This is a genomic window from Klebsiella sp. 64, assembly GCF_018223915.1.
In the GTDB taxonomy this organism is placed as follows: Bacteria; Pseudomonadota; Gammaproteobacteria; order Enterobacterales; family Enterobacteriaceae; genus Klebsiella; species Klebsiella pneumoniae.
In genome coordinates this window covers 39,015-50,869 of the sequence record NZ_JAGRQZ010000037.1, presented here as the reverse complement: position 1 = coordinate 50,869, position 11,855 = coordinate 39,015, and the positions used below count along the sequence as shown (strand labels likewise).

Annotated in this window: 10 protein-coding genes and 3 pseudogenes; 6 read left to right on the top strand and 7 right to left on the bottom strand. The window is 49.6% G+C overall.

Going from position 1 to position 11,855, the window contains the following annotated elements; all coding sequences use genetic code 11:
* Both KHQ23_RS23240 and xylA read right to left on the bottom strand, forming a co-directional pair.
* A pseudogene (locus tag KHQ23_RS23240) lies at positions 1-261 on the bottom strand (carbohydrate porin); the annotation flags it as partial.
* 270 nt (positions 262-531) lie between these two features.
* Entirely contained in the window at positions 532-1,851 is a 1,320-nt protein-coding gene (xylA, locus tag KHQ23_RS23235; protein WP_032421993.1) for a xylose isomerase, read from the bottom strand.
* Between the two features lie 426 nt (positions 1,852-2,277).
* Between xylA and KHQ23_RS23230 the strand changes: the two genes are divergently transcribed.
* Positions 2,278-3,717 (top strand): MFS transporter, encoded by a 1,440-nt coding sequence (locus KHQ23_RS23230; protein ID WP_073553749.1) that lies wholly within the window; start codon positions 2,278-2,280, stop codon positions 3,715-3,717.
* 58 nt (positions 3,718-3,775) lie between these two features.
* Positions 3,776-5,455, top strand: a complete 1,680-nt coding sequence (locus tag KHQ23_RS23225) for a glycoside hydrolase family 43 protein (RefSeq protein WP_002887062.1) — start codon at positions 3,776-3,778, stop codon at positions 5,453-5,455.
* A gap of 82 nt (positions 5,456-5,537) precedes the next feature.
* Here the strand turns inward: KHQ23_RS23225 and KHQ23_RS23220 are convergent, their stop codons facing one another.
* On the bottom strand, positions 5,538-6,176 hold the full coding sequence (locus KHQ23_RS23220; RefSeq protein WP_032421989.1) for an HNH endonuclease: 639 nt from the start codon (positions 6,174-6,176) through the stop codon (positions 5,538-5,540).
* 179 nt (positions 6,177-6,355) lie between these two features.
* Between KHQ23_RS23220 and KHQ23_RS23215 the strand changes: the two genes are divergently transcribed.
* Complete coding sequence (locus KHQ23_RS23215; RefSeq protein WP_032421988.1) at positions 6,356-7,225, top strand: phosphorothioated DNA-binding restriction endonuclease; 870 nt, start codon at positions 6,356-6,358, stop codon at positions 7,223-7,225.
* Positions 7,226-7,247: 22 nt separating this feature from the next.
* Here the strand turns inward: KHQ23_RS23215 and KHQ23_RS23210 are convergent.
* From KHQ23_RS23210 to KHQ23_RS23205, 3 genes and pseudogenes are all read right to left on the bottom strand, one after another.
* Positions 7,248-7,340, bottom strand: a pseudogene (locus tag KHQ23_RS23210) (type VI secretion system tube protein Hcp); the annotation flags it as partial.
* A 1-nt stretch (position 7,341) separates the two neighbouring features.
* Positions 7,342-7,608, bottom strand: coding sequence for a hypothetical protein (locus KHQ23_RS26430; RefSeq protein WP_032421987.1), 267 nt, complete (start codon positions 7,606-7,608; stop codon positions 7,342-7,344).
* Positions 7,583-7,960 carry a DUF2778 domain-containing protein gene (locus tag KHQ23_RS23205; protein WP_071995253.1) on the bottom strand — a complete coding sequence of 126 codons (378 nt, stop codon included), beginning with the start codon at positions 7,958-7,960 and terminating at the stop codon, positions 7,583-7,585. The genes KHQ23_RS26430 and KHQ23_RS23205 overlap by 26 nt, the downstream gene beginning before the upstream one ends.
* Positions 7,961-8,411: 451 nt before the next feature.
* Here KHQ23_RS23205 and KHQ23_RS23200 point away from each other — a divergent pair, with 451 nt between their 5' ends.
* Genes KHQ23_RS23200 through KHQ23_RS23190 form a run of 3 tightly spaced genes read left to right on the top strand, consistent with a single transcriptional unit; the run spans position 8,412 to position 9,917 of the window.
* The gene (locus tag KHQ23_RS23200; RefSeq protein WP_064141453.1) at positions 8,412-9,086 is read left to right on the top strand and encodes a hypothetical protein; all 675 of its coding nucleotides are present in this window, start codon (positions 8,412-8,414) and stop codon (positions 9,084-9,086) included.
* A 1-nt stretch (position 9,087) separates the two neighbouring features.
* Positions 9,088-9,435 (top strand): hypothetical protein, encoded by a 348-nt coding sequence (locus KHQ23_RS23195; protein WP_032435545.1) that lies wholly within the window; start codon positions 9,088-9,090, stop codon positions 9,433-9,435.
* A 2-nt stretch (positions 9,436-9,437) separates the two neighbouring features.
* Positions 9,438-9,917 carry a type VI secretion system tube protein TssD gene (locus tag KHQ23_RS23190; RefSeq protein WP_004192264.1) on the top strand — a complete coding sequence of 160 codons (480 nt, stop codon included), beginning with the start codon at positions 9,438-9,440 and terminating at the stop codon, positions 9,915-9,917.
* A gap of 192 nt (positions 9,918-10,109) precedes the next feature.
* Here KHQ23_RS23190 and KHQ23_RS23185 read toward each other — a convergent pair.
* A pseudogene (locus KHQ23_RS23185) lies at positions 10,110-11,855 on the bottom strand (AAA domain-containing protein); the annotation flags it as partial.

The window sequence follows — 11,855 nt, the reverse complement described above, 5'->3', positions numbered from 1 at the left end:
GGCGTAGCCGCTGAACTTGAGGCCAAACGGAATGGCCATATCCGGCGAGGCGGCGGTGGTCTGCGGGTTGGTGATCACGTCGACCTTTTTGTCGGCCGCGGCGTCGATTTTCGCCTGGCGGTCGGCCAGCGCTTTATCAACGGCTTTGGCGACGATGGCGTCGATCTGTTCCTGAGTAAATTCTTGCGCCATTACAGAGGTAAGCGGAAAAAACGCAGCGATAACCGCCATGGTTAATGGAAGCTTTTTTATCATTGTCATGAGTTTCTCAATATAGGTTAATTTTATTCAGACAATAACCAGCCTATTCTGAGCTGACAGAATATGTCGCTATCATCAGAACAAGTTATTTTTTATTTTGTACGGTCACAGAGGTATTACACAATTATCGTTACCCTTCCTCCTTCGCTGATATTAAACAGGTGGTCTTTCGCCACTGACAAAAAAACACAGCACGAACCAATAAACGCTATTTCCCGGCAGCGGATAGACGGCGGAATACATGCCCCCGCAGGGGCATGTCAGCAAAAATTAACCAAAGATATAGGTATTGACGAGATTTTCGAGTAATTCCTGACGCCCGCTCTGAGGCTGCGGATTCAGATTATGCTGCTCAGCGTATCGGGCAATATTATCCAGCGACATCTGCCCGCTCATAATTTTCTGCCCCAGCTCGCCCTGCCAGCCGGCATAGCGTTTTGCCAGAGCCCGATCGAGCTTGCCATCCTCAATCATGCGCGCGGCCAGCTTGAGGGACAGCGCCATCACGTCCATGGCGCCAATATGGCCATAGAACATGTCGTATTTGTCGGTGCTCTGCCGGCGAACTTTGGCGTCAAAGTTCAGGCCGCCGGTGGTGAATCCCCCGGCTTTGAGGATCTCGTACATCACCAGGGTATTTTCTTCCACACTGTTCGGGAACTGATCGGTATCCCAGCCGAGCTGCGCATCGCCGCGGTTGGCATCAACGGAGCCGAAAATGCCCAGCGCGATGGCGCTGGCGATTTCATGGTGGAAAGAGTGCCCCGCCAGAGTGGCGTGGTTGGCTTCAATGTTCACCTTGATCTCATTTTCCAGACCAAACTGCTTCAGGAAACCATACACCGTCGCGACATCGTAATCGTACTGATGCTTGGTAGGCTCCTGCGGTTTCGGCTCGATAAGCAGCGTGCCGCCAAAGCCAATCTTATGCTTGTGCTCCACCACCATCTGCAGGAAGCGGCCAATCTGCTCACGCTCCTGACGCAGATCGGTATTCAGCAGCGACTCGTAACCTTCGCGGCCGCCCCACAGCACATAGTTTTCGCCGCCGAGCTGGTGGGTGGCGTTCATGGCGGTCACTACCTGCGTGGCCGCCCAGGCAAATACCTCCGGGTCGGGGTTGGTCGCCGCCCCGGCGCCATAGCGCGGGTGGGTAAAGCAGTTGGCGGTGCCCCACAGCAGTTTCACGCCGGTTTGCTGCTGTTTCTCCGCCAGCACCTCGGTCATGATGGCGAAATTATGCAAATACTCTTTCAGCGACGCGCCTTCTGGCGAGACGTCGACATCGTGGAAGCAGTAATACGGTACGTTGAGCTTGTAGAAAAATTCAAACGCCACGTCCGCTTTGCGTTTGGCCATTTCCAGCGCATCGCCCGCGGCCTGCCAGGGACGCTCAAACGAGCCGGCGCCAAACATATCCGCGCCATTCCAGCAGAAATTATGCCAGTAACAGGCGGCAAAACGCAGATGATCTGCCATGCGTTTTCCCAGCACGATTTCATCCGGATTATAGTGGCGAAACGCCAGCGGATTATCGGTTTTGGGTCCGGCAAAGCGAACGCGATCAACCTGGTCGAAATAGGTTTGCATGATGAACTCCGAAATTGAGAAACAGGAAAATTAACAACTGTGACACATCGTGTATTCTCATCGTCGGTTGCTCAATTACGTTATTTCACTCGGCGATTGAGAAAATGCTCAAATGTGAGCCATCTCGCAAATAAAACTATTTTAAATATCTCGCTTCGCGCGCGTATAGCGTACACTTCCTGGGGAATTCAGGTGAACATAGCGAATTAAAATGCCGGTTTTGTCACATTGCCTGTCTGCCCGAAAATTAGCGGCGGATAACGATTCAACGCAGGTGATACAGGCCTTTGCTTCGAGGATCACAGAAGTAAAAAAACATAATTACTTAATTTAAAAACGTAATAGATTCTTCCAGGTCAACTGTGTCAGAAAGTGTTTCACCTACACAAAACAAACCGGAGTCTGCTTAGAATGAGTAAAAACATAATGCACAGTCGGCATGATGAATATCATAAATTAACCCGTGGAGAACGAATTGGTTATGGCATGGGCGACTTTGCGCAAAACCTGGTTTTCGGCACAATTGGGGGTTTTCTGGCTTTGCATATGCTGACGGTAAATACCATCAGCACGGCAACGGCAGGCTTTATTTTTCTTTTTGTCCGTATCATTAATGTGTTTTGGGATCCGATGGTCGGAACCTACGTGGATAAACGAACCTCGAAAGCAGGGAAATATCGTCCGTGGCTGTTACGAGCCGGCGTGCCGCTGGTGATCCTGTCGGCATTACTGTTCGCGCCCATCCCTGGGGTGAAAGGTTCGGTGGCTTTCGCCTTTATTATTTATCTGGCACTGGACTTAGTTTATTCCTTAGTCAATATTCCCTATGGCTCGCTGAATGCGTCGCTGACCCGCGCCCCGGAATCGATCGATAAGCTGACCAGTACCCGCATGATGCTGGCCAACAGCGCCAACCTGCTGGTCTATACCCTGTTCCCGATGTTTGTGCAGATGGCGGCGCCGAAAGATCGCAGCCTGAAAGACACCGGCTTTTTTGGCCTTGAGCTGAATCTCGGCAACTATACCGATCCGTCGGCGAACTACGCCTGGTTCGGCGTGTACGCCATCTATATGATCATCGGCGCGGTGGCCCTGTTTATCTGCTACAAATGCACCAAAGAACGCGTGGTCGCGACCGCCGAGCAGACCGCCAACGTCAAAACTACCGACCTTTTCCACGAGCTCAGACATAACCGTCCGCTGGTTATTCTCGGCATGTTCTTTATGCTGGCCTTTACCTTCATGTTCTTCATGAACACCGTTAACGGCTTCTTCAACCAGTTCGTCGTCGGCCACTCAGAATGGATGGGCGCCGTGGGTCTCGTCGCGTCTATTCCCGGCATCGCCTTCCCGGTGTTCTGGCCGAAACTGAAAAAAATCTTTGGTAAAAAAGGCTTCTTCCATCTGTTCCTCGCCATGTTCATCGTCGGCGAACTGCTGACCTACGTCTGGTCCCGCGAAGGGATGCACGACGCCCTGTGGCTGGCCTACATCGCCACCTTTATTAAACAGTGGGGCTTAACCTCCGCCACCGGCTTTATGTGGGCGCTGGTACCGGAAGTTATCGCGTACGGCGAATTAAAATCGGGCAAACGCAATGCCGCCATTATCAATGCCATTATGGGACTCTTCTTCAAGATCGGCTTCACCATCGGCGGCGCTATCCCGCTGTGGCTGCTGGCGGTGTATGGATTTAATGAAAGCGGCGCCGTGCAGAGCGCCAGCGCCATCGACGGGATCATTATGACCGCGGTGTGGATCCCAATTGCGCTGGCCGCTATTTCGATGGTGATCATGCAGGTTTATCCGATCTCCGATAAACATGTTACCGACATCAACCGTCAGCTGGATGAGATCCGCGTGTAGTTAAAAAAATTATAAATCAGACCGATCCTTAACTTTCCATTTTAAAAGGTGTAATGAAATGTCACTTATTCAAAACCCGATATTACGCGGCTTTAATGCCGACCCCAGTATTATTCGCGTCGAGGATACGTACTATATTGCCAACTCGACGTTTGAGTGGTTTCCGGGCGTGCGTTTACATGAGTCGAAAGACCTGAAAAACTGGAACCTGCTGCCTTCGCCGCTCTCCACCACCACCCTGCTGGACATGAAGGGCAACCCCTCCTCCGGCGGCATTTGGGCGCCGGCGCTCTCCTGGGCCGATGGGCAATTCTGGTTGGTGTATACCGATGTGAAGGTCACCGAAGGCGCCTTTAAAGACATGACCAACTACCTGACCACGGCGAAGGATATTCGGGGCCCGTGGAGCGACCCGATCAAGCTGAACGGCGTCGGGTTTGACGCCTCGCTGTTCCATGACGACGATGGCCGGAAATATATCGTCCAGCAAACCTGGGATCACCGGGAGTACCATCACCCCTTCGATGGCATTACCTTAACGGAGCTGGATACCAAGACGCTGAAGTTAATGCCGGAAACCGCGCGCACCATCTACCGCGGCACCGCCGTGGCGCTGGTCGAGGGGCCGCACCTCTATAAACTGAACGGCTACTACTATCTGTTTGCCGCCCAGGGCGGCACCGTGTTTACCCACCAGGAGGTGGTGGCGCGGTCGAAAACCCTCGAGGCCGACAGCTTCGAAACCGAGCCGGGCGACGTGTTCTTAACCAACGTCGATACCCCAGACAGCTACATCCAGAAACAGGGCCATGGCGCGCTGGTCTCCACCCCGGAAGGCGAATGGTATTACGCCTCGCTCTGCGCCAGGCCGTGGAATCGCCCGGGGGAATCCATCTACGACCCGCGCGGCTGGTCAACCCTCGGCCGGGAAACCGCGATCCAGAAAGTGTACTGGGACGACGAGGGCTGGCCGCGTATTGAAGGCGGTCACGGCGGGAAAACCTTCGTCGAAGGGCCGAAAGACGCCATCTTCACCGAAAGCGCCAGCGATAATAGCCAGCAGGATGACTTTACCTCGCCAGCGCTCGACCCGAACTGGAATACCCTGCGGGTGCCGTTTACGGCCAAAATGGGCACCACCGGCGACGGCAAATTAACCTTAATCGGCCAGGGTTCGTTAGCCAATACGCATGACCTGTCGCTGATTGCCCGCCGCTGGCAGGCCTTCTATTTTGACGCCGCGGTGAAGGTGAAATTCGAGCCCTTCAGCTACCAGCAGATGGCCGGGTTAACGAATTACTATAACGACCGCCACTGGAGCTTCGTCTTCCTGACCTGGAATGAAATTAACGGCAAAGTCATCGAAGTCGGCGAAAATAACCGCGGAAAATACACGTCGTACCTGAAAGATAACGCCATCAAGGTGCCGGACGGCGTGGAATACGTCTGGTTCCGGACCAAGGTCCGCAAGCAGACCTACAGCTATGAATACAGCTTCGATGGCGTGACGTTCACCGAGATCCCGGTCCAGCTGGATGCCGCAGTGCTGTCCGATGACTATGTGTTGCAGAGCTACGGCGGGTTCTTTACCGGGGCGTTCGTCGGCCTGGCGGCAGTAGACTACGCCGGGTACGGCACCCAGGCTGAGTTTTATCAGTTCGAGTATCAGGAACTGGGCGATAGGTTAGCGGCCGATGGGAGCTACAGCTGGGAGGCTGGCGAGACGCGGGATAAGTAAGGGAGTGTGAGCCCACGCTACCGGTAAGGTAGCGTGGGGTTTGTGCTGTGTGTGATGTAATTAAAGCGAGTGCTGTCGGATGTCAGTCTGCGGGGCGCAGCCGGGCCTTCAGCTCTTCGGGAGTAAACGGCGGATCTCGCCGGTGCAGCATTGCATGGCAATTGGGACATACCGGGATCAGATCGGTTTCAGGGTTCAGACGGTAGTTCTGCTTTATCCCGGCCAGCGGAATGAGATGGTGGATATGGATAAAACCCTGGCCGATTTCGCCATAGCGGCTGGCCATATCCAGACCGCATACCTGACACCGGCAGCCGTGTAGGCGAAGCGCCGCCTGACGAGCCTGACGGTCGCGCTCATAGCGATTGACCACCACCTGCATCGCCGCCCCTTCCACGAACTCCATAGTCGTCTGTCCCTCATCGGGGAAAAGCGCAGCCTCGTCATCGCCAGCGCCCTGCGACGCGATCGTAAATCCTTGCTCCAGTAACAGGCGCACGCATTTGGATTTAATCCCTCCGCTGAAATCCGCCGGGGTAAATTCCGTTCCCGTGGCAAGCGTGGCCGCTAACCCGACGATGGCTTTTGAAGGATACCGACGCCCCTCAAACTCGATCTCATACAGACGCGCGCTTTTAAACTGATGCGCAACGCCTGCATCGTAAGCGCGAATGGCAGCGATGATGCATTCCCTGGATAAATGGTCCGGTAGTTTTTTCATAAGACATAGCTATCGGATGGCGCGAAGCTTGAGTATAAATAGAAAGCTATGGGCTTTTCGAACAAATAACTAGCAGTGATAGTTAAATAGCGATCCACGTAGAATCGCCGCATCTGGTGGGTTGATCGGCAAGGATTTTGCGAGCATCATCGCATTTATTTAGCTGCCAATGTAACGCTATGCCCTCCAGCACGACCCTGCAACACGCGATCGAGAACATCACCATCTGGCGCAAAGGCGAACAGCGTGCGCCGCATAAACCACTATTGCTGCTGTACGTCCTCTCGCAATACCAGCGCGGCCATGCGCGGATGTTCGACTACGCCTCGGAGATACGTGATGAGCTGCATAGCCTGCTGGAACGCTTTGGCCCGCAGCGCCGCCAGTACCGGCCGGACATGCCCTTCTGGCGCCTGAAAGGCGACGGCTTCTGGGAGCTACACAACAGCGAACAGTGCTCAACCCAGGGCAGCCGACAGCCGCCCGGCAAAGAGCTGGAGCTCTACCACGTCGCCGGCGGCTTTGATGAGCAGCATTTTGCGTTACTTAACAGAAATAAGAAGCTGATCAATACCCTCGCCCATCAGATCCTCGAGGCGCACTTTCCGGAGAGTATTCAGGAAGAACTGGCTGAAGAGATGGGGTTTGATCTGCTGCAGATCCGCAAAGAGCGCGACCCGCATTTTCGCCAGCAGGTGCTGCGCGCCTATAACTATGAGTGCGCTATCTGCGGCTTCAATATGCGCCATGATAATACCTCCGTCGCCCTGGAAGCGGCCCATATCAAATGGAAGCAGCACGGCGGCCCATGCGAAATCCCTAACGGCCTGGCGCTCTGCGCGATTCACCATAAGGCTTTTGATAAAGGCTCCATTGGTCTGGATGAGGATATGCGCATCCAGGTTTCGCCAGCGGTGAACGGCGGGGGCATTGTTGGCAGGCTGTTCTGGGATTTTGATGGTCAGCCGATTACCTTGCCGCAGGGGAAAGAATGCTATCCGCAGGAAGGGTTTGTGGCATGGCACCGGCGGGAGGTGTTCAGGGGGTGAGGGGGGATGGTGATAAGCGGGTTTCGATGCTGCCTTCTCGCTCCTGAACATCAACAGCTCCTTTCGTGTCTGCGCCACCATCGTCTTTAAGACACATATACGGAGGAATTGGCATCTCATTTGCTCCTTATCGTTGAAATTAGCTGCAATGTAATAATGTAGAGTACAGCTGAAAGGAATATTACTATTATCAGTGATATATAAAAGAAAGTGTCATACATCGTATCGGCGTTCACACTCCCGAACAAGAAGTGGCAAATATCCCTTGCGATATCATAATCGAGATAGATTTCCGGCCTTGGAAGTGCACGTCCCAGAACCCAAAACAGCAATATAAAATAAATAATCTTACTGATTTTACGGGCAAGCGTTATTAGAGCCACTGGCAACAACCTCCACCCAACCGCGAGCCATCAGGGAACGGATGCAGGGAACCTGTACTAACGATGTATTCATAAGCGCATTCCGGATCATGGCAAAATCAGAATTATGGGCGATAGTAATACAACCCTCGGAAACCGTACCCGGATGCAAACGGAAGTTACCACGTTTCACACCCTCTACCCACGTCTCATCGTCAATTCCGCGGTCGTCACGCCATAACGCAAACCAATCGCTATTCCCCCGCCGTAGTTCGCGGCAGGACGTAATGAAACGATTGGTGTTAGCCCTGCTTTTATTTATTTTAAAACACTTGGCTATAACCCCCGCTCTCACGCCGGAAGCGGATATCACTCTGGTGAATCCGTCAATGTTTGCTCGTGAAAGATAGCAACGGCACAACATGAGGCTGTCGATGTGTTCACATAAACCGCCTGTTCATGAGTCATAAACCTGATACTGCCATGAACAAGTCCGCGCAAATGCATATAAACTAATAATTTTAACATCCCTATTTCTGCGTATCCAATCACTAATAGAATACTTATATTGATTTTATTATTTATTGAATTAATACATCTCAAACCAAAAACATTCATCATAGTAATTCACCGTAAACTGATACACAATGATGTTTTACACCTTATTTAAATCAATGGTTCAAAACCATTTTACAATACAATTTGTAACAATTAGGTTATGGTAACACTTATCAAGTTATTTATTCTCTTGTAAATTACCATCGATTATTTCTTGCAAAAATGATGTACATCCTCAGTCATTTATTTAAACATAGGATAGCTATATGGCAGACATAGAAGGGATAGCGCGGAAATTATATAACATCATTATCTCTCCTGATACAGTTACAGGGCTTATCAATGGTGGGTTATCTGTTCCTTTAGATTATGGTTATCTGATTTACGGTATCTTTGATACGGATACAAGATATGAACGTGAAACAGAAAGAATCCGTATGATGACCGCGATAAGACACGACATCCTTAACTATGAAAATATCGTTAATGCAGTTAAATTAATCTTTCAGTTATTTAATAAATATCTATCCGAATCAGAACAAGATAGAATATACAGAAGTGTAGTTACCTCTATCGTGGGTAGAATCTCTACGAATATTATCGCATCGAACATCGCTAAAGCTATTATAGAAAAAACGTCATTTACTTATGTAGTATTTAAGTGGAAAGGGAATCCAATAGCCTTTTTAAGTACTATCCTCTTGTTTGGTGGAATGGCAGAGCGTTCCATCAGGACGTCTGATAAACTCAGGAATGAAGCGCCCGAGGTATACTCGTTGTTAAGACCCCGCGATTATGATCTTCTTTATTTCTTATTTGCCGATGCGGTACAACCTTTTGTGGATGCCATCCATGCAGGGTACACTGAGGGCAACCCCGTGTTCGACAAGATTATGAAAAGAGTGGAAGATCATTTAAATACGAATGCTAAGGCTGGGTGATATGAAAAAAATTATCACGCCACTCGTCGATATAGTTCTCTGCACCTATATTATTACTGTATGCTTTATTTGCTTGGCTGAGTTTAATAACTGGCAGAATAAAATAATCGCAGTAACGATTACAATCGGCAGCACTTATATCATCGCCATTGCGTTGAATAGATTGCTGGGAACAAAGATAGGTGTGTTAAGCGGTGTTTTTAATTTACTATCAGGCCCGCTACTAATTATAGGCGCTATTGTTTGCATAGCCTTACTTGACCCGTGGCCGGTTAAGATTATTGGTCTGTTTTTATGGGTCATTATAATGTTTTGTTTACCTTCATTTATAAATAGAGATAAGGAATAATCATGTCAAATCCAGCATATCTTTGGCTAACCGATACAAACGGCTCCCCTATAACTGGTAGTTCTCTCGTTACAGGGCGTATTGGCGCTATTGAATTAAAAGCGGTAACGCACCACCTATCCATTCCTGTGGATGGAAACACCGGGAGATTAACAGGAACCAGAGTACATACGCCTATTACGGTACAGAAAGATTTTGATAAAACAACACCCCTTTTATACAAAGCGCTGAGTGAGAACCAAACATTAAAGTCGGCAACCATAAAGATGTATCAGATCCTTGATGCAGGTGTTGAAAGCGAATATTTTAATATTATATTAGAGAATGTAAAAGTAACTGGAATTACCCCCAACTTATTTCCTGATTCTGGTACAGGCACACATAGCGAAACGATTCAGTTAAGGTATGAGGCCATCACCTGGAAACATTGCGATGGGAATATCATTTACAAAGATTCCTGGAACCACAGGGCAACGGCATAAATTCCCCTTAGACTAAAGGCCATTCAAAAAAGTGGCCTTTTATAAGTTTAACTGATGATTTAAACCACCCTCGCCAAACAAGCCATCCAAATGCAACCGCATGGTTTGGAGGCATAGTATCTTGAAGCTATACCTCCTTGAGTAGCGCTAAATTAATTCAACACATTCGATACCTGCATTGCTTTAAGCTCCCTATAACTTCCGCTGTTCCAGGCTGGAATAAATCGTTTTAATTTCCGCTTGTAAGCTTTCGCCACGGTATACCATCGACGTATCGTATCGTTTGTACTTCTCATCACGCGTAGCGCTAAACCAGTTGAACGATCCTATGCACAGCAGCCCTTCATCACCAATCACGATTTTACTGTGAACACGGTTGACCAACATAGTCACAATGCCCAGCGCATTTAGTTTTTCCACTGCATCATTAAGGCGCTGCTGTTTTGCTTTGCGCTTTTCATAACTGACGTCTTGGGTATTAAAGCTTTTATCCGTTACAACAGTAATGTCGATACCACGAGCACGAGCCTGGATCATTGATGTCAGAAAACCGGTTTGTTCCAATTTTTCCCAGGTCAGCCAAGGGGAAACAATAGTAATACTTTTACCAATAGCATCAAAAGTCTGATTCAGGAAAACATCATGCTCCTCAACACCGTGCAAGGTAGAGATCTGTGTTTGCGCTGTATTAAGATCCTGGCGTTCTTTATACTCAAACTGCAGTGCATTATTATCGGATGCAAACAGGTATTTTGAAAGCAACCCTCTCGGCGAAGAAGCGGGCTGAATCTCAAACAGGTCCATATCGCCAAAGACCAAAAAGCTATCTTTAGCACGTGAAACGGCAACGTTCAGCATGCTGCTGTCTCTATCAATAAATCCGCCATCTTCATGTTTCGAATACACAGGAGAGAACAGCACAATTGCCCGTTCCGCCCCCTGCAATGAATGAACCGTGCCCACTGTCAGCGAATTTTCATCGCCACTACAATTGATATCCAGCTTAAGTAATGACGATTTAATCGCACTGACCTGCGCCGAAAATGGTGTCACAATGCCGACTAATTCATGTAACGGTTTACTGTAGTGATGCTCAATCTCTTCTTTGTGCGCTGCAAGCCATGCAGCAATCGTCCTCGCTTCAAAGTCGTTATAACGACTTCCACCATTGGCCTGCATACCTTTACCATCTATATGCAGATAGCCCATTGCAGGGAATATTGTCCCTTTTTCTTCCCCTCGTTTGGGCTGCAACTTACCGTGATAACTAAGGGTGTTACAGTAGCCAATGATGTTATCGAAGCAGCGACGGTGTTCGTACAGATACATCCCCCGCGCCAGATCCGGATCGTACTGGTAGCGCGAGTTAAACTGCGCAATCTTCATAACGCTGCCGGATGCAGCGCTCTTTCCTGATTCACACACCAAAGCATAAGCTTCAGTACGTTCTTCCTGAGAACCTTCTGGAAGGATATGCTCCTCAACCATATTGCCAATATCAATACAAGGCAGGCTGTTCCAGATAGGCGCAATCTGTTCTGTGTCGCCAATTACCAGAGCTTTCTTCGCCAGTGCGAAAGAAGCTGCAGCAACCTCAGGAAGCACCTGCCCCGCTTCATCGACGATCAACAAATCGGCGAAGTTGTATAAATAACCATTATCATACTTCTTACCGCTAACATGTTCTCTGATAAGCATATGATGAGGAAGCATAAAGGAGGTCATGACGACACAAGGGGTGAGCTTCATTCTTCGCAGCCAGCGGGCTTTAATAGTCTTCGCCCCTTTGCGACCTTTTTCTTCTTGAAGGTTATCGATATTCGCCATATCCATCAGCCACCGACCTTCCCAGTAATGCGTCGCCAGCAAAAACGCCGGGAAACGGAGCTGTGTATCGGCAAGCTCATCGGCTTCGCTCAGATTCAGCTCCCTCTCGCC

Bases quoted from the DNA above. Each gene is read 5' to 3' on its own strand.
- xylA (WP_032421993.1), bottom strand. From the start codon at position 1,851: ATGCAAACCTATTTCGACCAGGTTGATCGCGTTCGCTTTGCCGGACCC.
- KHQ23_RS23230 (WP_073553749.1), top strand. From the start codon at position 2,278: ATGCACAGTCGGCATGATGAATATCATAAATTAACCCGTGGAGAACGA.
- KHQ23_RS23225 (WP_002887062.1), top strand. From the start codon at position 3,776: ATGTCACTTATTCAAAACCCGATATTACGCGGCTTTAATGCCGACCCC.
- KHQ23_RS23220 (WP_032421989.1), bottom strand. From the start codon at position 6,176: ATGAAAAAACTACCGGACCATTTATCCAGGGAATGCATCATCGCTGCC.
- KHQ23_RS23215 (WP_032421988.1), top strand. From the start codon at position 6,356: ATGCCCTCCAGCACGACCCTGCAACACGCGATCGAGAACATCACCATC.
- KHQ23_RS23200 (WP_064141453.1), top strand. From the start codon at position 8,412: ATGGCAGACATAGAAGGGATAGCGCGGAAATTATATAACATCATTATC.
- KHQ23_RS23195 (WP_032435545.1), top strand. From the start codon at position 9,088: ATGAAAAAAATTATCACGCCACTCGTCGATATAGTTCTCTGCACCTAT.
- KHQ23_RS23190 (WP_004192264.1), top strand. From the start codon at position 9,438: ATGTCAAATCCAGCATATCTTTGGCTAACCGATACAAACGGCTCCCCT.